This window comes from Roseomonas sp. F4 (genome assembly GCF_053891155.1).
On sequence record NZ_JBSSHK010000001.1, the window covers coordinates 1,056,180 to 1,080,472 of the forward strand.

General features: G+C 71.3%; 21 protein-coding genes. 16 read left to right on the plus strand and 5 right to left on the minus strand.

The window, feature by feature from the left end; translation table 11 throughout:
• Positions 1-95 precede the first annotated feature (95 nt).
• From ACVFYP_RS05150 to ACVFYP_RS05160, 3 genes are read left to right on the plus strand one after another with little or no spacing between them, the layout of a single operon-like run.
• Complete coding sequence (locus ACVFYP_RS05150) at positions 96-1,061, plus strand: Bug family tripartite tricarboxylate transporter substrate binding protein (protein WP_499199050.1); 966 nt, start codon at positions 96-98, stop codon at positions 1,059-1,061.
• A gap of 5 nt (positions 1,062-1,066) precedes the next feature.
• On the plus strand, positions 1,067-2,788 hold the full coding sequence (locus tag ACVFYP_RS05155; RefSeq protein ID WP_499199051.1) for a M28 family peptidase: 1,722 nt from the start codon (positions 1,067-1,069) through the stop codon (positions 2,786-2,788).
• The gene (locus tag ACVFYP_RS05160) at positions 2,785-4,461 is read left to right on the plus strand and encodes a methyltransferase domain-containing protein (RefSeq protein WP_499199052.1); all 1,677 of its coding nucleotides are present in this window, start codon (positions 2,785-2,787) and stop codon (positions 4,459-4,461) included. The genes ACVFYP_RS05155 and ACVFYP_RS05160 overlap by 4 nt, the downstream gene beginning before the upstream one ends.
• Position 4,462: 1 nt before the next feature.
• Here the strand turns inward: ACVFYP_RS05160 and ACVFYP_RS05165 are convergent, their stop codons facing one another.
• Entirely contained in the window at positions 4,463-8,326 is a 3,864-nt protein-coding gene (locus ACVFYP_RS05165) for a translocation/assembly module TamB domain-containing protein (RefSeq protein WP_499199053.1), read from the minus strand.
• Entirely contained in the window at positions 8,301-10,178 is a 1,878-nt protein-coding gene (locus ACVFYP_RS05170) for an autotransporter assembly complex protein TamA (protein WP_499199054.1), read from the minus strand. The genes ACVFYP_RS05165 and ACVFYP_RS05170 overlap by 26 nt, the downstream gene beginning before the upstream one ends.
• A gap of 88 nt (positions 10,179-10,266) precedes the next feature.
• On the opposite strand from ACVFYP_RS05170, the gene ACVFYP_RS05175 reads away from it, so the two are divergent.
• Both ACVFYP_RS05175 and ACVFYP_RS05180 read left to right on the plus strand, forming a co-directional pair.
• Positions 10,267-11,415: an amidohydrolase gene (locus ACVFYP_RS05175; RefSeq protein ID WP_499199055.1), complete on the plus strand. Its 1,149-nt coding sequence runs from the start codon at positions 10,267-10,269 to the stop codon at positions 11,413-11,415.
• Between the two features lie 188 nt (positions 11,416-11,603).
• Positions 11,604-11,918 carry a hypothetical protein gene (locus tag ACVFYP_RS05180; protein WP_499199056.1) on the plus strand — a complete coding sequence of 105 codons (315 nt, stop codon included), beginning with the start codon at positions 11,604-11,606 and terminating at the stop codon, positions 11,916-11,918.
• 3 nt (positions 11,919-11,921) lie between these two features.
• On the opposite strand, the gene xth is transcribed toward ACVFYP_RS05180, so the two are convergent.
• Together xth and ACVFYP_RS05190 are read right to left on the minus strand one after the other, a co-directional pair.
• Entirely contained in the window at positions 11,922-12,695 is a 774-nt protein-coding gene (xth, locus tag ACVFYP_RS05185) for an exodeoxyribonuclease III (RefSeq protein ID WP_499199541.1), read from the minus strand.
• A 36-nt stretch (positions 12,696-12,731) separates the two neighbouring features.
• Positions 12,732-13,076 (minus strand): HesB/IscA family protein, encoded by a 345-nt coding sequence (locus ACVFYP_RS05190; protein ID WP_499199057.1) that lies wholly within the window; start codon positions 13,074-13,076, stop codon positions 12,732-12,734.
• Between the two features lie 112 nt (positions 13,077-13,188).
• On the opposite strand from ACVFYP_RS05190, the gene ACVFYP_RS05195 reads away from it, so the two are divergent.
• From ACVFYP_RS05195 to serS, 11 genes are all read left to right on the plus strand, one after another.
• Positions 13,189-14,358 (plus strand): deoxyguanosinetriphosphate triphosphohydrolase, encoded by a 1,170-nt coding sequence (locus ACVFYP_RS05195; RefSeq protein ID WP_499199058.1) that lies wholly within the window; start codon positions 13,189-13,191, stop codon positions 14,356-14,358.
• A gap of 32 nt (positions 14,359-14,390) precedes the next feature.
• Entirely contained in the window at positions 14,391-16,166 is a 1,776-nt protein-coding gene (argS, locus tag ACVFYP_RS05200; protein ID WP_499199059.1) for an arginine--tRNA ligase, read from the plus strand.
• Positions 16,163-16,939, plus strand: coding sequence for an SPOR domain-containing protein (locus ACVFYP_RS05205; RefSeq protein ID WP_499199060.1), 777 nt, complete (start codon positions 16,163-16,165; stop codon positions 16,937-16,939). The genes argS and ACVFYP_RS05205 overlap by 4 nt, the downstream gene beginning before the upstream one ends.
• A gap of 16 nt (positions 16,940-16,955) precedes the next feature.
• Positions 16,956-17,969, plus strand: coding sequence for a beta-N-acetylhexosaminidase (gene nagZ / locus ACVFYP_RS05210; RefSeq protein ID WP_499199542.1), 1,014 nt, complete (start codon positions 16,956-16,958; stop codon positions 17,967-17,969).
• Positions 17,966-18,664, plus strand: a complete 699-nt coding sequence (locus ACVFYP_RS05215; protein WP_499199061.1) for a site-2 protease family protein — start codon at positions 17,966-17,968, stop codon at positions 18,662-18,664. The genes nagZ and ACVFYP_RS05215 overlap by 4 nt, the downstream gene beginning before the upstream one ends.
• Positions 18,661-19,431 carry a segregation and condensation protein A gene (locus tag ACVFYP_RS05220; RefSeq protein ID WP_499199062.1) on the plus strand — a complete coding sequence of 257 codons (771 nt, stop codon included), beginning with the start codon at positions 18,661-18,663 and terminating at the stop codon, positions 19,429-19,431. Before ACVFYP_RS05215 ends, ACVFYP_RS05220 begins: the two co-directional genes overlap by 4 nt.
• Positions 19,415-20,044: an SMC-Scp complex subunit ScpB gene (gene scpB / locus ACVFYP_RS05225; RefSeq protein ID WP_499199063.1), complete on the plus strand. Its 630-nt coding sequence runs from the start codon at positions 19,415-19,417 to the stop codon at positions 20,042-20,044. Before ACVFYP_RS05220 ends, scpB begins: the two co-directional genes overlap by 17 nt.
• The gene (locus tag ACVFYP_RS05230; RefSeq protein WP_499199064.1) at positions 20,041-21,105 is read left to right on the plus strand and encodes an ABC transporter ATP-binding protein; all 1,065 of its coding nucleotides are present in this window, start codon (positions 20,041-20,043) and stop codon (positions 21,103-21,105) included. Before scpB ends, ACVFYP_RS05230 begins: the two co-directional genes overlap by 4 nt.
• Positions 21,106-21,207: 102 nt before the next feature.
• Positions 21,208-21,768, plus strand: a complete 561-nt coding sequence (tatB, locus tag ACVFYP_RS05235) for a Sec-independent protein translocase protein TatB (protein WP_499199065.1) — start codon at positions 21,208-21,210, stop codon at positions 21,766-21,768.
• 18 nt (positions 21,769-21,786) lie between these two features.
• Positions 21,787-22,578, plus strand: a complete 792-nt coding sequence (gene tatC / locus ACVFYP_RS05240) for a twin-arginine translocase subunit TatC (RefSeq protein WP_499199066.1) — start codon at positions 21,787-21,789, stop codon at positions 22,576-22,578.
• Positions 22,579-22,675: 97 nt separating this feature from the next.
• Positions 22,676-23,947, plus strand: a complete 1,272-nt coding sequence (serS, locus tag ACVFYP_RS05245; RefSeq protein ID WP_499199067.1) for a serine--tRNA ligase — start codon at positions 22,676-22,678, stop codon at positions 23,945-23,947.
• A gap of 19 nt (positions 23,948-23,966) precedes the next feature.
• On the opposite strand, the gene ACVFYP_RS05250 is transcribed toward serS, so the two are convergent.
• On the minus strand, positions 23,967-24,200 hold the full coding sequence (locus ACVFYP_RS05250) for a hypothetical protein (RefSeq protein WP_499199068.1): 234 nt from the start codon (positions 24,198-24,200) through the stop codon (positions 23,967-23,969).
• Positions 24,201-24,293 lie beyond the last annotated feature (93 nt).

Below are 24,293 nucleotides of genomic sequence, written 5' to 3' on the forward strand. Positions count from 1 at the left end.
GGCGCTTGCTGCGCTGCCGGGCTGGCATCGCCTTGCCTCGGCGTCGCTTCGCGTGTCCCATCCGCGCAACATTGCCCGGTTCCAAGGACCTTCCCATGCATCGCCGCAGCCTTCTCGCCGCCCTCGCCATGGCGCATGCCATGCCGGCCCTCGCGCAGACGGGCTGGCCCAGCCGGCCGGTGCGCATGATCTCCTCCGCCCCGCCGGGCGGCGCTTCCGATATCCTGACGCGCACCCTGGCGCAGGCCTTGCAGGAACAGACCGGGCAGCCCTTCCCGGTGGAGAATCGCTCGGGCGCCGGCGGTGTCGTCGCCTCCGACCTCGTCGCGAAGTCGCCGCCGGATGGCTATACCTGGATGACGACCAATGTCGGCCCGCAGGCCATCTTCCCCTCGCTGCGACGGGACCTGCCGTATGACACCCAGCGGGATTTCCGGAACATCACCATCATCGGCACGCTGCCGCTGGTGTTGATCGTCGGCAAGGACCAGCCCTTCCGTGACCTGGCCGGCTATATCGCCGCGGCGAAGGCACGGCCCGGGGCGATGAACTTCGGCTCCGGCGGCAATGGCACGCTGCATCACCTGACCGGGGAATTGCTGAAGGCGGCGGCTGGCGTCGACATCGCCCATGTGCCCTATCGTGGTGCCCAGGCGGCGACGGCGGATGTGATCGGCGGGCGGATCGAGGGGATGTGGGACAGCCTGCCCTCGGCGGCGGTGCATATCCGCAGCGGCGTGGTGCGGGCACTCGCCGTGTCCACCGCCACCCGCAGCGCCGCCTTTCCGGAGATTCCCACCTTGGCCGAACAGGGCTTCCCCACGGTCGTCACCACCAACTGGTTCGGCCTGGCCGGGCCGGCGGCGGTGCCGGACGACGTTGTCGCCGCCTTCTTCGCCCAGCTTCAGCGCGCCTTGTCCAGCGAGGCGGTGCGCAGCCGCTATGCCTCCATCGGCGTCGATCCCGGCGGCACCCCACCGGCCGAGACCCAGGCCTATGTGACAGCGGAAATCGAGCGCTGGGGTGCCGTCGTCCGCGCCACCGGCGTGACACTGGATTGATGGCCATGACCACGCAGGATGAAACCGCGCTGATGGCCACCGCGCGCATCGGGGACGCCTGGTCCCTGGTGCAGCGCTTTTCCACCATGCGCCGGCAGGACCCGCAGGAAGCACTGGCGGCCGGGGAGGAGATTGTCGCGCGGCTGACCGCGCTCGGCCTGCCCATCACCGTGCATCGCCCGCGGCTATATCTCGCCGTGCCGAAGACGGCGCATGTCACGCTGGACGGCACACGGTTCGCCGCCCGCCCGGCGCAGCTCGCCCAGACCGCGCCGGAGGGCCTGACGGCGCCGCTCGTTTTCGTCGAAAACCCGATCGGCCCGCCGGTCGGCTGGACGCCGAACTCCGCGCCGCTGTTCGGGGAGGGCTATGACCCCGCCCCGGGCGTGCCGGATGTGAAGGGCAAGATCGCGGTCTTCCGGGGCATGATCCTGGCGGAGCGCATCCTGCAATTCGCCGCCCTGGGCGCGGCCGGTGTCATCGCGGTCAATCCCGGACCCGACATGCATTGGGGCAGCGGCAGCGCCATCTGGGGCACGCCGGACCTGGACGACCTGCCGGGCCGCACGCCGATCCCGGGCTGCTCCGTCTCCGCCCCCGATGGCGCCAAGCTGATCGAGGCCGCCGCGCGTGGCGCCTCCGCCACCTTGACCACGGTGGTGGAGGAGGGCTGGTTCGACCAGGTGCTGCCCGAGGTGCGCATCGCCGGCACGGAGCCCGGCTTCGCCTTGCTGCACGGCCATTACGACAGTTGGGATGTCGGCGTCGGCGACAATGCGACCGGCGATGCCTGCATGCTGGAAGTGGCCCGCACGCTGCATGAGCACCGGTCCAAGCTGAAGCGCGGCGTGCGCATCTGCTGGTGGCCCGGCCATTCCACCGGCAAGTTCGCCGGCAGCACCTGGTATGCCGACCAGTACGCGCTGGATCTCGCGAAGCACTGCGTGGCGCATATGAATTGCGACAGCCCCGGCTGCCGCGACGCCACCGATTACCCGACCATTCCCTGGATGGCGGAGAACCGTGGCTTCGTCACAGACGCCGTGCGCGACGCCACGGGCAAGGTGGCTGGCGGCAAGCGGCCGACGCAGTCTTCCGACTTCTCCTTCAACAACCTCGGCATCTCCGGCTGCTTCTCCGCCTCTTCCCGCATTCCGAAGGCGGAGGTGGAGCGGCGCGGCTGGTATTTCGTCATGGGCAATGGCGGCAACACCGCCTGGCACACCGACCGCGACCAGATGGAGGTCGCGGACCCCGATGTGCTGCTGACGGATATTCGCCTCTACGCCCTGGCGCTGTTTCGGATGGCGACGCGGCCGGCCCTGCCGCTCGACCCCGGGGCGCTGGTGGCCGATCTCCAGGGCCATCTTTCTCGCTATGCCAAGGCGGCGGGCGATCGCTTCGACCTGTCGCCGGTGGCCGGCGCATTGGACGCTCTGGCCGCGCGACTTGCGGCGTTTGAGGCCAGCAACCCGACGCCCGAAGTCGCCACCGAGACGCGGCTGGCCGTGCTGCGCCGGCTGGTGCCGCTGGACTACACCCGCGGCACGCGCTGGCGCCGTGATTTCGGCCTGCCGGCGCCGCCCTTCACCCATCTGGCGGTGGCGGCCGACCTCGACCGCTACCCGCCCCAGGCGCTCGGCTTCGCCACCACCCAGCTCCGACGTGGCATGAACCATGTTCTGGCGGCGCTGGAGGAAGCGGCGGAGGCCGTGCCAGCACCGTGACCCATCGGGACTACGGCGCCGCCGCCAATCCGGACCTGCTGTCGCGCATTCCGCTGGATGCGCGGCGCATACTGGATGTCGGCTGCGGCGCCGGCGGCCTCGGCGCGGCCTTCCGGCGTCGCAACCCAGCGACGGAGTTGCTGGCGGTGGAGTCCGACCCGGCGCTCGCCGACCGGGCGGCGGCGCATTACGACGCGGTGTACCGCATCGACATCGAGGCGGAGACGCCGCCCATCGAGCCCGGCAGCCTGGATGCGTTGATCCTTGGCGATGTGCTGGAACATCTGCGCGACCCCTGGGCGGTGCTGCGGCGGGATGCGGCGCTGCTGGCGGAAGATGGCGTGCTGCTGGCCTGCATCCCCAATCTCGAACACTGGTCTTTCGCCGCACGCCTGCTGACCGGCGGTTGGCGCTATGAGGATCAGGGCCTGTTCGACCGCACCCATCTGCGCTGGTTCACGAAGCAGGGGATGCAGCAGGCGCTGGAACAGGCGGGGCTGATGCCGCTGGAGGTCGCGCCGCGCATCTTCGACCGCGACCGCGCGACGGAATTCGCCCGCCGCCTCGCGCCGGCCTTGCAAGCGTTGGGCGTGACGGAGGCCGATTGGCTGCGCCGCTCCGCGCCGCTGCAATATGTCTGGCGCGCCACCCGCAAACCCCCCGCACCGATGCTGCTGGTGGCGCGGACGTTGCGGCCGGTGGGCGGCGTGAACGACGTGCGGGTGCTGCAACCCTTTGCGGCGTTGGCGACGCACCCTGGTGTCGCGACGCTTGCTGGGCCACAGGCCGAGATGCCGAAGGCGGAGGTGCCGCGCATCCTGGTCCTGCAACGCCGCCTGCTCGACCGGCCGGACAGCGTGGACTATCTGCGCGGGCTGCGCGCCACCGGCGCGGTGCTGGTGCAGGAATTCGACGACGATCCGGCGCATTGGCCTTCGATTGCCGCGAACAACCATCTGGCCTTTCGCGGCGTGCATGCGGTGCAGACTTCCACCGCGCCGCTGCGCGACCTGCTGGCGCCCCTCAACGACGAGATCGCGGTGTTTCCGAATGCCTTGGCCGAACTGCCGCAGCCCGCGAATTTCCGCGACCCGTCGCGCCTGACCCTGTTCTTCGGCGCGCTGAACCGCCAGGCCGACATCGCCCCCTTCCTGCCGGTGCTGAACCAGATCCTGGCGGAGGCCGGAGGCCGTTTGGCGGTGGAAGTGCTGCATGACCGCGCGACTTTCGAGGCGTTGGCCACGCCCCACAAGCGCTTCACCCCCACCACCGATTACGCCGGCTACCGCGAGGTGATGGGCCGCTGCGAACTGGCCTTCCTGCCGCTGGCCGACACGCGCTTCAACCGCATGAAATCCGACCTGAAGGCGGTGGAGGCCGGCGGCCATCGCCTCTGCTGCCTGGCGAGCCCCGTGGTCTATGCCGAGAGCCTGCGCCATGGCGAAACCGGGCTGATCGTGCCCGACGTCGAAAGCCTCGGGCGTGAATTGCGCGCTCTGCTGGCCGATCCGTCCCGCGCCTTGACGATGGCGAATGCCGCCCGCGCCTGGGTGGCGGCGGAACGGATGCTGGCGCGGCAGGTGACGCCGCGGCTGCACTGGTACCGCGGGCTTTGGGAGCGGCGGGCGGCGCTGGATGCGGCGCTGCTCGCCAGGGTGCCGGGGATGGGGTGACCTACCGCCCCCATTGCCACTCCGCCGTCACGCCCACGCGCTCCCCCGCCTCCCGGTCGCCCGTCTCGGCCTCCAGCTTCAGGCGTGGCGTCAGGTCCACCCGCACGCCGACGCGGGAGGATCCGCTTTCCGTGCCCTGCCGGACGCCGACGAAGACGCCATCGGCGACATAGCGCCCGGCTTCCAGCGTCGGCCCGGCGCGTTCCTCCGCCGCCGTCCGACGCGCCGCCGTCTCCCCGCCGCCACCCACCGCCAAGCGGTCGAGGCCCAGCGTCTGGCGCACCCGGTCCAGCACGCCGGAGGCGCCGCCGCCGCCGAAGCCGGTGGCACCGGCGATGGCCTGGGCAATCTGGGCGATCTCGAAGGGCGACAGCTCGCTGACCGGCCGGTCGAACAGCAGCCGCGCCAGCACTTCGTCCTGCGGCAGTTCTGGCGTGGAGGAGAAGGTGATGGTCGGGCTGCTGGGCGGGCCGCTGACATTGGCGCGCACGGTGGTGCCGCCGGTCTGGCTGGTCGCCTCGAAATCCAGGTCGGGGATCAGCCCGCCCGAGAAATCCAGCCGCCCCCGGCTGAAGGTCAGGCGCCGCGCCAGGATCTGGAACTCGCCGCGCACCAGGGACAGGTTTCCGGAGATGTCGGGCGCATCCAGCGTGCCGCGGATTGCCAGCGTGCCGCCCAGCTCCGCATCCAGCCCGCGCCCACGCACGAAGACGCCGCGCGGCGCGATGAATTGCAGGTCGAGCGTGATGGGCAGCCCGCCGCCGCCACTGGCGGGCGCCGCCGCATCGGCGCGCGGGCGCGGCGGCGGGGTGGCGCGGCCGGGCACGCTGCCCACCTCCGTCACCGGGCCGAGGCTGCGGACGCTGGCCGGGAGGCTCTCCGGCACGCGGATATCAGCGCGGCGCAGCCGCAGCGGGCCGGACAGCCGCGCGCCGCTGGACAGCATGCCGGTCAGCGCCAGCTCCGCATCCAGTGTCGCGCGGATCAGGTCGGAGGAAACCGGCTGTGCCCCCGTCGCACGTAGGGCCAGGTCCACCGGCATGCCCTCCGCCAAGGGTGCCACGGTGCCGGTCAGGGCGATCCGGCCCTCGCCGGCGCGGCCGTTCAGGTTGATGCGCAGCTGCGGCCCCTCCGCCGCAATGGTGCCGGCGAGCTGGGTCAGGGCGATGCCCTGCACGGCGTTGCGATAGGAGCCGCCGGCGAGCTGCGCCTGCCCGCCGAAGACCGGCGCGGCGGTGGTGCCGCCGACGCGCAGCGCCAGCGTCAGCCGCCCAGCCACGCGATCCGCGCCGGCCGCCAGCAGCGGCGCGGTCAGGGCGCCGAGATCGGCATTGCCATCCAGCGAACCCTCCAACGGCCCTTCCGGCCCGCGCGGTAGGTTGGCGGTGGCGGTTAGGCGGGTGGCATTGCCGGCATTGGCGGTGGCGCGCCCCGTGATGGCGCCGTCGCCGCCACGCCGGCCTTCCGCCTGGATCTCCACGGCCGGCAGGCCGCGCGCCCAGGCGGCATTGGCCCGCAGGCCGCTGGCGCGCAGCGTGGCGGCGATGTCGGGGGCGGTGCCGGGGCCGGTGATGCGGGCTTCCGCCTGCACACGGCCGCTCGGCGCCACATCCGGCAGCAGCGCGGCCAGCACCGCGAGGTCGGGGATGACGAGGTTGGCGCGCAGATCGGCCCGCGCCGTGGACCAGTTGCCCGCCACGCTCAGATTGCCGCCGCGCCCCGTGGTCAGCGCCAGCGCCGCCACCTCGATGCCGCCATCCGGGCGCAGCAGGATTCGGGCCGGCGCGGTCAGGCGGAGGCTCTCGCCCTGCGCCGCCGCGTTCAGCGTGGCGAGGTCCAGGCGGCGCACGCCCTCCGGCTGTTCGGTCAGCCGCCCGCGCGCCTCGATCCGTGCCTCGGCCACCTGGCCCGAGAGCTGGAAGGCGAGTTCGGCCAGCGTGCCTTCCACCTGGGCTGCGATGTCGCGCAGCGCGGTGCCGGAGGCGGTGAGGCGCGGCGCGTTCAGCCGCAGCGTGGCGCGCTGCTGGCCATTCTCCCCGGCCAGCACCGCCTCCGCCCGCAGGCTGCCGGCCAGCGGCGTGCCGGCCACGGCGGAAAGCGGGGCGAGGTCCGGCACGTTCAGCCGGGCATTGCCGGTGAAGATCGTGGTCGCGGTGTCCAGCACGCCATCGGCCACCAGCTCCGCCGGGCCGAAGCGCGCCGTGGCGGCATCGAGGCGCAGGCTGCCGTCCGGCTGCGGCGCGCCGCGCAGATCCAGCGCCAAGTTCTGGCCCTGGAAGCGGCCGCTGGCCTGGGCGTTCACGGCGAGTGCCGTCGCCGGATTGGCGATGCGGGCCTCCAGCGACAACGCCTCCAGCACCTGGCCGGCCATTTCCAGCCGGTCGGAGGCCGCCTGCACCGTCAGGCTGGGATCGGCCATCGGGCCGGTCGCCGTGCCGGTCAGGCGCAGCGCACCGATCAGCCCCGGCGCCGCACCCTCCACCGAGGCGAGGTCGGCGGCGAAGCGCAGGTCCAGCAGCTCGCCGACCCGGCCATCAGCCCGGGCGCGGATTGCGGCGCCTTCGACCGTGAGCAGGGCGATCTGGTCCGGCGCCGTGGCGCGCAGCGTCACACGGGGTGTGGCGCCGAGCAGCGCCGCCAGCGGGTGCTGGGTGGAGGTGAAGCCGCGCGCGGCCAGCCGCGCATCGACGGTCGGCGTCGCCAGCGGCCCGTCGATGGTGGCGTCCAGGTCCAGCCCCTCCCAACCCGCCACGCCCTGCGGCAGCAGGGCCGCGAAGGTCGCGGAGCCGGCCAGCGCCGCCTGCACCCGCAGCGTGGCACTGGCGAAGTCGCCGGCGATGCGGCCCTGGGCGGCGATGCGCCCGGCCGCGCCGGACACGGTCAGGCCGCGCAGGTCGATCGCGCCATCCGCCACCCGCGCGGCGTCCAGATCGAGCTCCAGCGGCCCGGCCAGCGCCGATAGCGGTCCCTCCAGCAAGCCGGAGGCGTCGGCGGTGCCGCGCAGCTCCGCCCCCAGCCGGTCCATATCCGGCGCGCGGATGGTGCCAGCGACATCCAGGGCGAGCCCCGGACCCAGTGCTGCGCGCAAGGTTAGCGCTGCATTTTCCGCCGGGCCGTCCAAGTTCAGGTCCACTTCAATCGGCCGCGTCGGCTGGCCGATCAGCCGCGGCAGAAGGCCATCGGCCACGTCGCGCAGGCGGATATCGGCGGAAAGCCGCCCGGTCTCCGGCCGCAGCGCGGCGTGCAGCACGAGGCTGGTGGCGCCTTCCGGCGCGTTCACCTCCAGATTGGCGGTCAGGCCGGAGGCATCCAGCACCGCCATGCCCTCCGCTTGCAGCCGCGCCGCCATGCCGGCCACAGCCTCGCCGAGGTCGATGCGGGCCAGTTCCAGCCGGTCCAGCCGGATTGCCAGGGGAAGGCTGGGCAGTTCCGGGATCAGCGGGCCGGGCGCCGCCGGTTCCGCCTGTGGCGCAGCGGGCGGCAGGCGGTGCAGTGCCAGCCGGTCGGCCGCCAGCAGATTCACATGCGCCTCCCGCCGGAACAGCGCCCGGGGGTCCCAATCCAGCCGGGCATTCTCCACCTCCAGCCAGATGCCCTGGTCATCCGCCATGGTCAGGCGGGCGATGCCGAGGCGGCCAGGCAGGGGGCCGGAGAGGCCTTCCAGCGTCAGGCCAGGCACGAAGGATTCCGCCAGCCCAGCCAGCCTCGCCCGCCCGCCCTCCGTATTGGCATAGAGCAGAGCGCCGCCCACCAGCAGCGGTGGCAGCAGCAGCAAGGTCAGCACCACGCCCAGCAGCACGACCACCCATCGGCGGCGGCGCGGCCGGGCGGGCGCCGTCTCAGAAGGCCTGGCCGAGTCCGACATAAAGTCCGTATCCATCATCGCCCTGCTGCTTGTTCAGCGGCACGGCCACATCCAGGCGCAACGGCCCGATCGCCGTTGCGTAACGCACGCCAAGCCCGGCGCCGAAGCGCACTTCCTCGAAGCTCGGCGTTTCCGCCTGCCCGACGGAGCCGCCATCGAGGAAGGCCACCATGCCGAGCGCGCCCGAGACCCGCTGGCGGATCTCCACCGAGCCCTCCACCAGGCTGGCCCCGCCATTCGGCCGGTTCTGGGAATCCTGCGGCCCGATGGCCTGATAGGCATAGCCACGCACCGATCCGCCGCCGCCGGCATAGAAGCGCTTGTCCAGCGGCACGGCGCGGTCGGCGCCGACCAGGCTGCCCACGGTGCCGCGCAGCGCCAGCACCGTGCCGCCGCCCTCCGCCAGGCTGAAATAGCCGCGCGCCGTGCCGATGGCCCGGGCGAATCCGCCGCCCTCTGCCACGTCCATATAGGGGGTGACGGTGGCGCTCAGCCGATAGCCGCGGCGGGGGTCCAGCGGGTCGTCGGTGTTGTCGTAGCGGGCGCCCATGACGAAGCCGGCCAGGGTGAAGGCCTGCATGTCGCCGTCGCGGCCGATCCGCCCCGTCTCAAAGGTCGGCCCGGCCTGCAGCACCCAGCGGGCGCCAAAGGGGCGTTCCAGCAGGGCGGAGGTGGTGATGGCGTCGCGGTCATAGGCGTCCAGCCTTTCCCGCAGCACCGCCGCGTCCAGCACCAGGCTGGTGCGGCCGTCGAACAGGCCGGGGCGGCGCAGATTGGCGCCGACGCGGTAATTATTGTCCTCCGTCTCCCCGCCGAGGCGGGAGGCGGAGGCCTCCAGCCGCAGCCGCTCGGCGTTGCCGAAGACGTTGCGGCGTTCGTAATAGACCGAGGCGGAGGGGCCGAAATTGGTCTCATAGGCCAGCGTCGCGCCCGCCGCGTTGCGCGGCCGGTCGGCGAAGGTGAAGGTCACCGGCAGGCGGCCCTGCGCATCCAGCCGCTCCGCGGCCCGCGCCCGCACGGAATCGAAGGCGCCCAGCGCCAGCAATTCGCGCCGCGTCGCCTCCTGCGCCGCGGGGGCATAGGGCTCGCCGGACAGGCGGTTGGCGATGCGGGCCAGAAGGCGGCGGCTGACGGCGGTGTCGCCGGCGATCTCGGGCGGCGCGAAGCGGGCCTGCGGGCCGGGGGCGAGGACCCAGGTGACATCCATCGCCTGGTCCTCGTGATTCACCAGGACTTCCCGGTCCACCACGGAGGCCAGCGGGTAGCCGGCGCTGCGCAACCGGTCGATCAGCCCGGATTCGGCATCCAGCACCGGCCCGCTACGGGCCGGATCGCCCGGGGCGATACCCTCGGGGACGCCGAGCGCGGTGACGGCCGGGGCGGCCGCCTGCGCATCCGGGCGCAGGGTGACGCGGCGGATGCTGTAGCGCGGGCCGGGGGCGATGCGGACTTCGACGGGCACCGGCGCGCCCGGCGGCGCATTGGCCAGGCGCTGCGCCAGTCCCGCGGCATCGGCTGGCTCGCCGGCGATCCGCACGGTGATGACAGCAGCCCAGTAGCCCTCCGCCCGCAGCACCGCATCCAATAGCGGCGGCTCCCCCAGCGCGCGGGCCACCAGGCCGTAGGAATCGACCGGCGCCTCCGTGGCCAGGCGGATCAAGCGGGAGGCCTGGCGCAGCGGCTCATCCAGATCCTCGACGCCACTGGGCACCAGCGTGGTGGCATAGGGCAGGCTGGACGGTGCCGCCTCGGCGGGTGGCGGTGCGGGTTCGGGTGCCGGCTGGGCCAGAACGGGGGTCGCGGCCAGCAGCACCGTGGGGATGAGGATGAGGAGTCGCAGGGGTCTTTTCACTTCTGGATCAGGGAAGGAAGCGTGCGGGATGGGCGTCGGTTGCATCCCGGGGATGGAGGCGAAGGCCCGAAGCGGCTATCTCTACAGGATGGACACCGCATTCGCCGAGACGCTGACAGGCTGGCGCCGCCACCTCCACGCCCATCCGGGCCTCACCTTGCAGGAAAGCGCGACAGCCGCCTTCGTGGTGGAGAAGTTGCGGGAGATCGGGGTGACCGAGATCACCCAGGATTTCGGCGGCCATGGCGTGGTGGCGACGCTGCGGCGCGGCGGCGGCAATCGCAGTGTCGGCCTGCGGGGCGACATGGACGCGCTGCCCATCCAGGAAGTGAACGAGGACCTGCCCTATCGCAGCACCGTCCCCGGCGTGATGCATGCCTGCGGGCATGACGGCCACACCACCGCGCTGCTGGGGGCGGCGAAGCTGCTGCTGGCGGATCAGGGCTGGACCGGCACGGTGCATCTGGTGTTCCAGCCGGCGGAGGAAGGCGGCGGCGGCGCCCGCAGCATGATCGCGCAGGGCCTGTTCCAGCGCTTTCCGATGGATCGGATCTTCGGCTGGCATAATTGGCCCGGGCTGCCGGTTGGCACCATCGCGGTCCATGACAAGGCCGTGATGGCGGCCGGTGCCCGCTTCGACATCACCTTCGACGGCCACGCCGCCCATGCCGCTCTGCCGCATCTGTCCCGCGACCCGATGGTCGCCGCCGGGCATTGCATCGTGGCCTTGCAAAGTATCGTCGGCCGCAACCTGGACCCGCTGGCCGGCGGCGTCGTCTCCGTCACCATGGTGCAGGGGGGCGAGGCGCAGAACCAGATTCCGGCCCGCGTCGTGTTGAAGGGCACGGCTCGCTGGCTGGCCGATTCGGCCGGGGCGGCGATTCATGAGGGGCTGCACCGCGTCGCCCAGGGCATCGCCGCCACCTGCGCCGTGACCGCGGAGGTGGGCTGGCGCCAGGGGGTGGAGGTGACCGCCAACAGCCCCGCCGAACGCGAATTGGCCGCGGTCGCCGCATCCGCCGTGGCGCCGCTGCGGCGCGACGTGCCGCCGGCCATGACCGGGGAGGATTTCTCCTGGTTTCTCAAGGAGGTGCCGGGCGCCTTCGTCTGGATCGGCAATGGGCCGGCCGAGGGCGGGCGCGAACTGCACAACCCGCATTACGATTTCGACGATGCGGTGCTGCCCACGGCCAGCGGCTTTCTGGCGGAGGTCGCGAAGCGCGCTTTGGCGGGCTGATCCGCCAGTACGGCGGTCCCGCCGTCGCCATTGAGGCGGCTCCGCCGTTTGCATTAAGGCGGCTCCGCCGCAATGGCCTTGGCGCTGCCGCGATCGCGCCCGAACCGGGACATGACCGCGGAGTTAACTCTCCATCACGCGGCAGGGCCACCGGAAGAAACCCGGCCCGCCGCAGGGGAGTCCCCGCAATGCGTCGCCTCCGCGCCTTTTTCTTTCTCCTGCCGGTGCTGCTGTTCGCGCCAGGCTGCGTGGTCGCCGCCGACGTCACGCCGGTTGGCGGATACGGCTATGGCTACGGCTACGCCCAGCCCTATTACGCGCCGGCCCCGCGCTACTACGCGCCGCGCCCGGTCTATCGCCCCTATTACGCGCCCGCGCCCCGCTACTACGGGCCGCCGCCGCGCCATTACGGGCCGCCGCCGCGGCATCACGGCGGCTGGAATGGCCCTCACGGTGGCCCGCCGCGCCATGCCGGCCACGATCGGGGCCGCCACTGGCGCTAAGGACTAGCTCGCCAGGTCGATGAGCACGGGGGTGTGGTCCGAGGGCTGTTCCTCGGCCCTGGGGTCCACATCCACCGTGCAGGCTTCCAGCCGCTCCGCCAGCTCCGCGCTCAGCAGCGCATGGTCGATGCGCAGCCCGGCATTGCGCTCGAAGGCGGAGCCGTAGTCCCAATAGGTGTAGATCCGCTCCGGCAGCGGATGCAGGGCGCGCAGGGCATCGGTCAGGCCGAGATGTTCCAGCGCCCGCCAGGCCGCCCGGGTCTCCGGCCGCACCAGCGCATCGGTGGGGGCCAGCGTGCCGGGTGCGAGATCCTGTGCCGTCGGGCAGACGTTGAAATCGCCCAGGATGGCCAGCGGCGTGAAGGCATCGAGCCGCGCCTGCGCCAGACGCCGCAGCCGCTCCATCCAGGTCAGCTTGTAGAGAAACCCCTCATCGCCGCCGGAATTGCCATTGGGCAGGTAGATGCCGGCGGCGTGAATACCGGCGGCCTTCACCTCGATGAAACGGGCCTGGCTGTCGGCATCATCGCCGGGCAGGTGTTCGCCTACCACCTCGAAGGGAATGCGCGACAGCACGGCCACGCCATTGCGGCCGCCCGGCTGGCCCACGGCATGAAACTGGTAGCCGGAAGCGGCGAGCTCGACGCCCGGAAACTCCTCCGTCCGGCATTTCAGCTCCTGCAGGAACAACAGGTCGGGCTGCTGGCGGGCGAGGAAGCGCAGGATATGCGGTGCCCGCTTGCGGACGGAGTTCACATTGAAGCTGGCGAGCCGGATCATGGGGCGGAGACTGCCTGCCCGGCGCCGCTTTGGCTACCCGACCGAAAAGCTGGTGCCGCAGCCGCAGGCGCTGACCGCCTGGGGGTTCTTCACCGCGAAATGCGCGCCGATCAGCGCCTCGGTCCAGTCCAGCTCGGCGCCGGCCAGCAATTCCATGCTGATCGGATCGACAAAGACCCGGCCCGGACCCTCCGCCACCACCAGATCATCCTCGGCCGGGGCATCCTCCAGGTCGAATCGGTACTGGAAGCCGGAACAGCCGCCGGCATCGACCGCGAGGCGCAGTCCGGCCCCGGGCTTGCCCTGGCGCGCGGCGATCTCCGCCACCTGGGCGGCGGCGCGGGGGGTGACGCGGAAGGGAATGATGGCGGTGTCCATGGCGGGCGGATGCTCCTTGCCATGAAGATAGGGTGGAAACGCCCAGGGTTCCAGCGGCGCCGGCGCCGCCGGGCCTTTCCGGCGGGGGCGGGGCGGTGCTAGGCGGGTGGGGATGGATATCAAGCGGCATCCGGACGGGCTGGCCCCCTGGGCGGTCCGGGCCGAAGACTCTCGCGGCCGGCTGCATGCCGAGCCGGGTGGCGGCGCGCGCTCGCCCTTCCAGCGCGACCGCGATCGGATCATCCACGCCACCGCCTTCCGGCGCCTGCAATACAAGACCCAGGTCTTCGTCTACCACGAGGGTGACCATTTCCGGACGCGGCTGACCCACAGCCTGGAAGTGTCGCAGATCGCGCGCTCCATCGCCCGCGAACTGGCGCTGGAGGAAGACCTGGCGGAAGCCCTGGCCCTGGCGCATGACCTAGGCCACCCGCCCTTCGGCCATGGCGGGGAGGATGCGCTGGATGCGATGATGAAGCCCTATGGCGGCTTCGACCACAACGCCCAGTCGCTGAAGGCAGTGACCCGGCTGGAGGCCCGCTATGCCGGCTTCGACGGGCTGAACCTGACCTGGGAGACGCTGGAAGGCCTGGCCAAGCACAATGGCCCGCTGCGCCGCCCCAGCCCCTATATCGTCGAATATGACCGCCTGCATCCGCTGGACCTGACCACCCATGCCAGCGCCGAGGCGCAGGTGGCGGCCCTGGCCGATGACATCGCCTATAACAACCATGACCTGGATGACGGCATCCGTGCCGGCCTGTTCACGCTGGAGGAGGCGGTGGACCTGCCCCTGGTGCGGGAAGCCCATGCCGAGGCCATCCGCGCCAACCCCGACCTGCCGCGCGACCGCGCGACCGGGGAGGTGGTGCGGCGGGTGATCAATGCCATGGTGAATGACGTGGTGGCCGAGACCCGCCGGCGCATCGCCGCCCTGGCGCCGGCCAGCGCCGCCGATATCCGCGCCCATGGCCGCCCGGTGGTTGCCTTCTCCGACGGCATGATGGAGGCGAATAACGAGCTGCGCGCCTTCCTGTTCCAGCGCATGTACCGCCACTGGCGCGTCAACCGCACCACCCAGAAATGCAAGCGGGCGCTGCAATTGCTGTTCTCCCTGCTGCACGGGGAGCCGCGGCAGTTGCCGCCCTGGTGGCAGGCGCGGGCCGGGGAGGCCGGCAGCCCCGCGGCCGCCCAGGCGGTCTGCGACTACCTGGCCGGCATGACCGACCGTTTCGCGCTGGAGGAGCATCGGCGCCTGACCGATCCCTCCATTCCGGGCTAGAAGCCCCCTTATCGATTCCGGATCAGCCTTTCATGACCCCGACCGCCGACCTGTTTGCCACCATGCGCGCCCATGTGGTGGAGGCGCTGACGCAGCTTCTGCCGGAACTGCCGCCTGAGGCTTTTGGCCGCGTGCTGGTGGAGCCGCCCAAGGACGCCGCGCATGGCGACATGGCGACCAATGGCGCGATGGTGGTCGCCAAATTGGCCAAGATGCCACCGCCGAAGCTGGCCGCCGCGCTCTGCGAGAAGCTGCGCGAACTGCCCGTGGTGGTGGAGGCGACCCCCGCCGGGCCGGGCTTCGTCAACCTCCGGCTGGATGAGGGGTTCGTGCGCGGCGTGGTGCCCAGCGTGCTGCTGGCGGGTCCCGCCTATGGCGATGGTCCGGCGCGGGATGGCGGGCCGGTGAATGTGGAATATGTCTCCGCCAACCCGACCGGGCCGATGCATGTCGGCCATTGCCGCGGCGCCGTGGTGGGCGATGCGCTGGCGCTGCTGCTGCGCAAGGCGGGCTATGACGTCACCCGCGAATACTATGTGAACGACGCGGGCGCCCAGGTTCTGGCGCTCGCCTATGCCACCTATTGGCGCTACCTCCAGGCCCTCGGCACGCCGATGACCGAGGAGGATTTTGCGCAATCCGTCCCCGGCGGCCTGCAATACAAGGGCGAGTACCTGGTGCCGGTCGGCATTGCCCTGCGGCAAATTTTCAAGGACACGCTGGCCGAGCCGGGCGGCATGCCGGCGCCGGCCACGCTTTGGCTCGACACGGTGCGGGACTTCACGGTGGAAGCCATGATGTCCGCGATCCGCGAGGATCTGGCGGCGCTCGGCGTGCAGCACGACGTCTTCATCAGCGAGCGCGCCATCGTCGCCGAGGGCTGGCTGGAGAAGGCGGAGGCCAGGCTCTCGGCCAAGGACCTGATCTATACCGGCGTGCTGGAGCCGCCGAAGGGCAAGACGCCGGAGGACTGGGAGCCGCGCCCGCAGGTGCTGTTCCGCGCCACGCAATTCGGCGACGATGTGGACCGCCCGCTGCGCAAGTCGGACGGCAGCGGCACCTATTTCGCGAACGACGTCGCGAACCATCTGGCAAAGATCGATCGCGGCTTTCCGCAGTTGGTGCAGGTCTGGGGCGCCGACCATGGCGGCTATGTGAAGCGCATGCAGGCGGCCGTGGCCGCGCTGTCGGACCGCAAGGTCAGCCTGGATGTGGTGCTGACCCAGATCGTCCATGTGATGAAGGATGGCGAGCCGGTCCGCATGTCCAAGCGCGCGGGTACCTATGTGACCCTGCGCGACCTGATCGACGAGGTCGGCAAGGACGCCGTGCGCTTCACCATGCTGACGCGCAAGGCCGATGCGCAGATGGAATTCGACCTGAACAAGGTCATCGAGCAGACGCGGGAGAACCCGGTCTTCTACGTGCAATACGCCCATGCCCGCTGCCGCTCGGTGCTGCGTTCGGCCGGCGATCCGGCCCAGGCCGATCTGGCCGAGGCCCCGCTCGACAGCCTGACCGACCCCTCCGAACTCGCCCTGATCCGTCGCATGGCCGTCTGGCCGCGCACGGTGGAGGCCGCTGCTGCGGCGCGGGAGCCTCACCGAATCGCGTTCTTTCTCCAAGACTTGGCCAGCGACTTTCATGTATTGTGGAACAGGGGGCGTGACGATGCGACGTTGCGCTTCATCCGGGCGGAGGAGCCGGAAGCGACCCGTGCGCGTCTCGCGCTGGTGGCCGCGACCTCGGTGGTCCTTCGCTCAGGCCTCGCGGTGATGGGGGTCGAACCCGTCGAGGAGATGCGATGAGCGACATGATGGTGCCGAGCTATCGTGTGGCACGGGAACCCAACGGGATTCCGTGGCGCATGCTGGCGGCGGCGGGCGGCATGGTGGCGGTGGCTGCGCTGGGCGCCGGCGGATGGTGGGCGGTGCAGCGCCTGAGCGGCGGTGGCGGCAGCGTGCCGGTGGTGGAGGCCGATCCGCGCCCCTTCAAGGTGCGGCCGGATGATCCCGGCGGGCTGCGCGTGCCGAACCAGAACGCGCTGGTGCTGGAACGGCCGGGCAACCGGCAGTCCCAGGCCCAGGCCGGCCGACCTGCGCAGATGGTCCCGGAAGCCGAATCCCCGAATATCGACCTGTTGCGCGCCACCGTGGCGCCGCCGCCGGTGGTGCCGCCGCGCCCCGCGGAATCGCGCGCCGCGCAGCATGTGCCCGCCCATGCCGGGCCGCCGCCCGCCGAGCCGGTCACCGCCCGCGCCGCGCCGCCAGCCACGGCGGCAGCGCCGGCCGCCACCCAGGCCGCGGCACCCGCCGTGCCGCGCGCGGTGCCGGGCGGGCGGGTCATGGTGCAGCTTGCCGCGGTGACCAGCGAGGAAGGGGCGCGGGCCGAATTCGACCGCGTGTCCCGCCGTGCGCCGGAGCTGTTCGAGGGGCGCGGCCCCGTGGTGCAGCGGCTGGAACGGGATGGCCAGTCGCCCCTGTTCCGCCTGCGCACGGCGGGCTTCGCGGACCAGGACAGCGCGCGGCAGTTCTGCGAGCAGCTTCGCGCCCGCGGCTTCGCCTGCATCCCGGTCCGCTGAGGATTTTGCATTGACGATGCCCAGGGCCGTCATCGTCGGCATCGCCGGCACAACGCTGACGGCAGAGGAGGCTGCGCTGTTCCGGCGGCACCGCCCGGCCGGCGCCATCCTGTTCCGCCGCAATGTCGAAAGCCCGGCGCAGGTTGCGGCCCTTTGTGCCGCGCTGCGGGAGGAGTTGGGGGAGGCGGCGCCGATCCTGGTGGATCAGGAAGGCGGCCGCGTCGCCCGGCTGCGCCCGCCGCACTGGCCCGAATTCCCCGCCGCCGCGCTGTTCGAGGATGCGCCCGCCATGGCGGCGGAGGCGAATGCCACGCTGCTCGGCCTGGAATGCGCCGTGCTCGGCCTGGATGTGGTCTGCGCCCCGGTGCTCGACCTGCGCCTGCCCGGCGCCCATGGGGTGATCGGCGACCGTGCCTTCTCCGCCGATCCGGCGGAGGTGGCCCGCCTTGGCGCCGCCTGGGTGCGGGGGCTGCAACAGGCCGGCTGCATCCCGGTGGTGAAGCATATCCCCGGCCATGGGCGGGCGGAGGTGGACAGCCATGAGGCGCTGCCCCGCGTCGCGGCGGACCGCGCCACGCTCGCCGACGATATCGCGCCCTTCAAGGCCCTGTCGGCGCCGGATGGCGGCATCGGGCTTTGGGCGATGACGGCGCATATTGTGTATGAGGCGTTGGACCCGGCGCTGCCCGCGACCCTGTCCCCCGGCCTGATCCGCGATGTCATCCGGGGTGAGATCGGCTTCCAGGGCGTGCTGGTCTCCGACGACCTGGCGATGGGCGCCGTGGTGGGGCTTTCCAACGACCTCGCCGGCGCCACCATGGCGGCGGGCTGCGACCTTGCCTTGCATTGCACGGGCGTGCTGGCGGAAACGGCGGCGCTGCTCGCATCCTGCCCGGCGCTGACCGAGGCCAGCGCGGCGCGGATGGCGGCGGCGCGGGCGGCGATGCTGGGCGCGCGGCGGACCATCGCGCCGGAATTGCTGGCGGAGATCCGCGACCGGCTGCTCGCCACGCGACCCGCCTTCGCATGATTGCCGAGATCGCGGCGATCGTGGTGGCGGCGGTGCTGGCCATCACCTTGCATGAGGCGGCGCATGGCTTTGCCGCCCGGGCGCTGGGCGACGACACGGCCTATTTGCTCGGCCGGGTCAGCCTGAACCCGCTGCGCCATGTGGACCCGGTGGGCACCATCCTGCTGCCGGGCCTTCTGCTGGTGACGCAATTGCTGACCATCGGCCGGGTGGAGGCGATGTTCGGCTGGGCCAAGCCGGTGCCGGTGGATTTCTGGCGGCTGCGCAATCCGCGCTGGGGCATGGTGCTGGTGGCGGCCGCCGGGCCGGCCATCAATTTCGCGCTCGCCTTCGGCTTCGGCCTGTTCGCCCATCTGGTGGTGGCGGCGGACGGCACCCTGCCGGACGAGGTCATCCTGTGGCTGATCAGCCTTGTCCAGTACAGCGTGCTGTATAACGTCATCCTCGCCTGCTTCAATTTGCTGCCGATTCCCCCGCTGGATGGCGGGCGCATCCTGGTCGGCATCCTGCCGGCCCCCGCGGCGCGGGCGGTGGCGAGCCTGGAGCGGTTCGGGCTGCTGATCGTCATCGGCCTGATCTTCGTGCTGCCCTATCTGGTGCCGGGCTTCGACCCGTTGCGCAGCCTGGTGCAGGAGGTGGCGGTGCCAGTGATGCGGGTGATCTTCACGCTGTCCGGCCATGGGGGAGAGTCATGACCGATCCGGTGCTGCATCTTCGCCTCGATGGCTATGAGGGGCCGCTCGACCTGCTGCTGGACCTCGCCCGGGCGCAGAAGCTGGACCTTGCCGGCATCTCCATCGTCGCGCTGGTCGATCAGTATCTGGCGGTGATCGACAAGGCGCGCGGCATGCGCCTGGAATTGCAGGCCGAATGGCTGGTGATGGCGGCCTGGCTCGCCTGGCTGAAATCCCGCTTGCTGCTGCCCAAGGAGGAAGCGGGGGAGGAGGAAGACCCGGAAGCCCTGGCCAGCCGCCTGACCGAAAGGCTGGCGGAGCTGGAGGTGATGCGCGCCGGCGCCGCCTGGCTTGGCCAGCGTCCGCAGCTCGGCCGCGACCTTTTTGCCCGTGGTGCGCCCGAGAATCTGACGATCGAGGATCGCTCCGGCCTGCGCGCCGATCTGTCCGCCCTGTGCCAGGCCTATGTCGCCGGCCGCCGTCGGGCGATGGCGCTGCGCCCCTACCGCCCCAAACCGCGCCGGCTTTGGAGTGTGCAGGACGCGCTGGCGCGGCTGACCCAGGTGCTGGGCGACCTGCCGAGCTGGGGCGTGCTGCAACGCTTCCTGCCGGAGGCGGCGGAGCTGGACACGGTGGAGCGCCGGGTCGCCCTGGCCAGCACGCTGATCGCCGGCCTGGAAATGGCCAAAGGCGGTCATCTCGACCTGCGCCAGGACCGCGCCTTCGGGCCGATCCTGCTGCGCCGGTCCCAGCCCGCGGAAAAGGCGGCCGATGTCCGGGCCGCCTGAGGACGACGCGCCCGCAGAGGAGGCCTTGCCTGCCGAGGAGGGGGGCGAGCCTGTCATCTCCTCCGCCGCGCTGCGGCTGGCGGAAGCGCTGCTGTTCGCCTCCGACCGCCCGGTGACGCCCGCCCGCCTGCAGACCGTGCTGGCGGAGGGCGAGGACGCGACGGCGGTGCTGCGGGAGCTGGGGCGGCTGCTGGAAGGCCGGGGCGTGGTGCTGGCGGAGACGGCCGGCGGCTTCGCGCTGCGTACCGCCCCCGACCTCGCCGCCGCCTTGACCCGGGTGGTGGAGGTGCCGAAGCGCCTGCCGCGTGCGGCGATGGAGGCGCTGGCGGTGATCGCCTGGCACCAGCCCGTCACCCGCGCCGAGATCGAGGAAATCCGCGGCGCCGGTCTGGCCCAGACGACGCTGGAGGCGCTGCTGGAACACGGGCTGGTGGCGCCGCGCGGGCAGAAGGAAGTACCGGGACGGCCGACGCTCTGGGGCACCACGCCGCGCTTCCTGGAACAATTCGGCCTGACCTCGCTCCGCGACCTGCCGAAGCGGGAGGAGTTGGTCAGCGGCGAGTCCACGCCGCTGCTGGACCCGCTCAAGCCGCCGGCACCAGAGGCACCGTGAGCATCCGCTTCGAAGGGGTGTCCCACAGCTATCCCGAGCGGGGCGTGGTGCTGCGGGACCTGGATCTGGAGGTGGGGCCCGGAGAAATCCTCTGCCTGCTCGGCCCCTCCGGCTGCGGCAAGACCACCTTGCTGCGCCTCGCCTCGGGGCTGGAGCCTTTGCAGCAGGGGCGCATCACCCTGGACGGGCAGTTGATCGCCGAGCCGGGGCGGGAAACGCCGCCGGAGGCCCGCGGCGTCGGCTTCGTCTTCCAGGACTACGCGCTGTTCCCGCATCTGACGGTGGAGGAAAACGTCGCCTTCGGCCTGCGCTTCGTCCCGCGCGGGCAGCGGCAATGGCGGATCATGGATGCGCTGGCCCGGGTGGGGCTGGAAGCCTATGCCAAGGCCTGGCCGCATATGCTCTCCGGCGGCCAGCAGCAGCGGGTGGCATTGGCCCGCGCTTTGGCGCCGCGCCCGGCTTTGCTGCTGCTGGACGAGGCCTTCGCCAGCCTGGATGCGCGGCTGCGCGAGCAGGTGCGGGACGACACGCTGCATGTGTTGCAGGAAGCCGGCATCGCCACGCTGATCGTCACCCATGATGCGGAGGAGGCGATGTTCATGGCCGACCGCATCGCGCTGATGAATGCCGGGCGAATCGAACAGCTCGGCGCGCCTTCCGCCCTGTATCTCGCCCCGAGCACCCGCTTCGTCGCGACCTTCCTGGGTGAGGTGAACCGGCTGCCGGCAGTGCTGCGGGACGGCGTGGCGGAAACCGCGATCGGCGCCGTGCGGGTGCCGCCGCCCGCCCCGGCGCCGGACGGCGCGGCGGTGGAGGTTCTGCTGCGGCCGGAGGGGCTGCGCCTGTCGGACCCCGACTCGGAAGGGGTGGCGGCGGAGGTGGAGGCCTGCCGGCTGCTCGGCGCCACCACGCTGGTGCATCTGGCGGTGGCGGACGGGCAGGGCGGATTGCTGCATCTTCATGCCCGGCTGCCGCCGGGCATCTGGTTGAGCCGGGGGGATCGGGTCTCCATCGCGATGGACCCCGAAAGGGCCTTCGTATTCCCACCCGAGGCTCCCTAGATAGGGCGGGTCGGGTTGCCGCCGGATTGGCGGGGGGCGACGATCCTGCTAACGGGATGGCCCGCGGGCCGGCATGCCGCATGGCGTCGGGGATGAGGATTCATGCTGGGTCTCGATTGGACCGAACTGGCGCTGATCGCCGTGGTCGCTGTGGTCGTCATCGGCCCCAAGGACCTTCCTGATGCCGTGCGCGGTATCGCCAAGGGCATACAGAAGCTGCGTCGCATGGCCGGGGAGTTCCAGGGCCAGGTGGATGAGGTGGTGCGCGAAGCCAAGCTTGAGGACGTGCGCAACCAGATCAACGAAATCCGCAGCTTCAACGTGCGGGACATCGTCGAGAAGGAAATCGACAAGGACGGGTCGCTCCGCAAAACATTCACGGAAGATCCGATCGGCAATCCGCTGCGCGACGCCTTCCAGGACACGCCGCCGCCGGTGCATGGCGCGGAGGTAACGCCGCCGCCCGTATCGTCCGATCCGGGCGCCTCGCCGAGCGTGGCCGCGCCGGCCTTTATCCCGCCTGGCGTGACACCGCCCCCCGTTTCGTCAAGCCCGGCAGCCATGGCTGCGGCGCCTTCGACGCCGGAACCCTCGGCCGCGGTGACCGCGCCGTCGGCCCCCGCCGCGCCGGCCTTTGTGCCGCCGCCCGGTTCAGCCTCCTGACATACGGATCCCCCCACCGTGCCGCGTGATCCGAACGACGAAATCAACGACAAGCCGATGCCGTTGATCGAGCACCTCATGGAGCTGCGCACGCGGCTCATGTGGTCGGTTGGCGCCTTCATCATCGCTTTCGCGATCTGCTACTACTTCTCCCGCCAGATCTACGGCTTCCTGGCCGCGCCGCTCGCCGACATCCTGCAGCAGCAGGGCATGGGCGAACGCCGCATGATCTTCACGGCGCTGTACGAGGCCTTCTTCACCTATCTGAAGGTCGCCTTCTTCGGTGCCACGTTCTTCAGCTTCCCGATGTGGGCGACGCAGCTTTGGCTGTTCATCGCCCCGGGCCTGTACAAAAGCGAGAAGAACGCGATCACGCCCTTCCTGGTCGCCTCGCCATTCCTGTTCGTGATGGGCGCCGCGCTGGCCTATTACTTCATCTTCCCGATGGCCTGGAGCTTCTTCATCAGCTTCGAGACGCCGGGCGATGCGGGAACGGTGCCGATCCAGCTGGAGGCGAAGGTCAGCGAATACCTCTCGCTGGTCATGCACATGATCCTGGCCTTCGGCATCGCCTTCCAGCTTCCGGTGCTGCTGACGCTGATGGCCCGCGTCGGCATCGTGTCCGTGGACGGGCTGCGGAAGGGGCGGCGCTACGCGGTGGTCGGCATGTTCGTCGTGGCCGCTATCATCACCCCGCCCGACATCATCAGCCAGATCGGCCTCGCCGTGCCGATGATCCTGCTCTACGAGATTTCCATTCTCGCGGCGGTGTGGATGGGCCGGAAGAAGAAGACCACGACCGAGGTGTGACCGACTGAGCCGGGGGCGGCCGGGACGCCGCTTCCGGTTGACGGCATCGCCGCGCCGTCCTAGCCGCTGGTCATCACTCGCGCTCAGGTCCAGTCCCATGCATGACATCAAGGTGGTGCGCGCCGATCCGGCGGCGTTCGATGCGGCTCTCGCGCGGCGTGGCCTTTCCCCCGTCGCGGCCGAGGCCCTGCGCCTGGATGATCTGCGCGTGGAGGCAGTGCGCGTCACCCAGGCCGCGCAGACCACCCGCAACGAGCTGTCCCGCCAGATCGGCGCCGCCATGAAGGCCGGCGACACGGCGACGGCGGAGCGGCTGAAGGCGGAGGTGAAGGCGGCGATGGATGCCGCGGCCGCCGCGACGCCGGAACTGCACGAAGCGGCGCGGGACGAGCTGCTGGCCGCCCTGCCCAATATCCTGGCTCCGGATGTGCCGGAAGGCGCGGATGAATCGGCCAATGTCGTGCTGCACACCCATGGCAGCCCGCGCAACTATGCCTTCACCCCGCGCCAGCACTTCGAACTGGGCGAGGCCTTCGGCATGGATTTCAGCACGGCCGCCAAGCTGGCCGGTGCCCGCTTCACCGTGCTGCGCGGCCCGCTGGCGCGGCTGGAACGCGCGCTGGGGCAGTGGATGCTGAACCTGCATGTGGACCAGCACGGCTATACCGAATGCAGCGTGCCGCTGCTGGTGAACGACGCCACCATGTACGGCACCGGCCAGCTGCCGAAGTTCAAGGAAGACCTGTTCGCCACCACGGATGGCCGCTGGCTGATCCCGACGGCGGAGGTGCCGCTGACCAATTTCGTGCGCGGCGAGATCCTGGCCGAGACGGCGCTGCCGATGCGCCTGACCGCGCTTTCGCCCTGCTTCCGGTCGGAGGCCGGCTCCGCCGGGCGCGACACGCGCGGCATGCTGCGCCAGCACCAGTTCCCGAAGGTGGAGCTGGTTTCCATCACGCTGCCTTCCGACTCGGAGGCGGAGCATGAGCGGATGACCGCCTGCGCCGAGCGGGTGCTGACCGAACTCGGCCTGGTCTGGCGCCGCATCGTGCTGGCCTCCGGCGACACCGGCTTCGGCGCCGCCAAGACCTATGACCTGGAAGTCTGGCTGCCCGGGCAGCAGGCCTGGCGGGAGATTTCCTCCTGCTCCAATTGCCGGGATTTCCAGGCGCGGCGCATGGATGCGCGCTTCCGGCCCGCCGGCGGCAAGGGCACGGAGTTTCTGCACACGCTGAACGGCAGCGGCGTGGCCGTGGGCCGGGCGCTGATCGCGGTGATGGAGACGCATCAGAACGAGGATGGCAGCGTCACCATCCCCGAAGTGCTGCGGCCCTTCCTGGGTGGGCTGGAGGTGCTGCGCCCGGCCTGAGGCCGGGCGCGCCGCGCCTTCAGTCGCCGGCCACGACGCCCTGCTCGGGCAGCATGCGCTGGGCGGATTCGCTCATCCAGATCAGCACGAAGCCGACGAACATGGCGAAGGTGGCGCCCCAGGCGCCGTGATGCGTGAAGAAGGCCAGCAGGCCGAGCGCGCAGCCCAGGGCGACCGAGAGCATCGGCGCACGGCTAACGAGGTTGCAGGAGGCCGTCAGCGGCCAGAGCATCAGGTCGAAGAGAGCGGACAAGGGCGGAATCCTCGGGGGAGCCGATGCGGTGTCCGTCGGAATGGCGGCCCGGCAGCTGGCGCGCGAAGGGTTCCCGCAGCCGCCAGGGCGGGG

Excerpts from the sequence above, each read along its gene's own strand:
- ACVFYP_RS05150 (WP_499199050.1), top strand. The coding sequence starts at position 96 with ATGCATCGCCGCAGCCTTCTCGCCGCCCTCGCCATGGCGCATGCCATG.
- ACVFYP_RS05155 (WP_499199051.1), top strand. The coding sequence starts at position 1,067 with ATGACCACGCAGGATGAAACCGCGCTGATGGCCACCGCGCGCATCGGG.
- ACVFYP_RS05165 (WP_499199053.1), bottom strand. The coding sequence starts at position 8,326 with ATGTCGGACTCGGCCAGGCCTTCTGAGACGGCGCCCGCCCGGCCGCGC.
- ACVFYP_RS05175 (WP_499199055.1), top strand. The coding sequence starts at position 10,267 with ATGGACACCGCATTCGCCGAGACGCTGACAGGCTGGCGCCGCCACCTC.
- ACVFYP_RS05180 (WP_499199056.1), top strand. The coding sequence starts at position 11,604 with ATGCGTCGCCTCCGCGCCTTTTTCTTTCTCCTGCCGGTGCTGCTGTTC.
- ACVFYP_RS05190 (WP_499199057.1), bottom strand. The coding sequence starts at position 13,076 with ATGGACACCGCCATCATTCCCTTCCGCGTCACCCCCCGCGCCGCCGCC.
- ACVFYP_RS05195 (WP_499199058.1), top strand. The coding sequence starts at position 13,189 with ATGGATATCAAGCGGCATCCGGACGGGCTGGCCCCCTGGGCGGTCCGG.
- argS (WP_499199059.1), top strand. The coding sequence starts at position 14,391 with ATGACCCCGACCGCCGACCTGTTTGCCACCATGCGCGCCCATGTGGTG.
- ACVFYP_RS05205 (WP_499199060.1), top strand. The coding sequence starts at position 16,163 with ATGAGCGACATGATGGTGCCGAGCTATCGTGTGGCACGGGAACCCAAC.
- nagZ (WP_499199542.1), top strand. The coding sequence starts at position 16,956 with ATGCCCAGGGCCGTCATCGTCGGCATCGCCGGCACAACGCTGACGGCA.
- ACVFYP_RS05215 (WP_499199061.1), top strand. The coding sequence starts at position 17,966 with ATGATTGCCGAGATCGCGGCGATCGTGGTGGCGGCGGTGCTGGCCATC.
- ACVFYP_RS05220 (WP_499199062.1), top strand. The coding sequence starts at position 18,661 with ATGACCGATCCGGTGCTGCATCTTCGCCTCGATGGCTATGAGGGGCCG.
- scpB (WP_499199063.1), top strand. The coding sequence starts at position 19,415 with ATGTCCGGGCCGCCTGAGGACGACGCGCCCGCAGAGGAGGCCTTGCCT.
- tatB (WP_499199065.1), top strand. The coding sequence starts at position 21,208 with ATGCTGGGTCTCGATTGGACCGAACTGGCGCTGATCGCCGTGGTCGCT.
- serS (WP_499199067.1), top strand. The coding sequence starts at position 22,676 with ATGCATGACATCAAGGTGGTGCGCGCCGATCCGGCGGCGTTCGATGCG.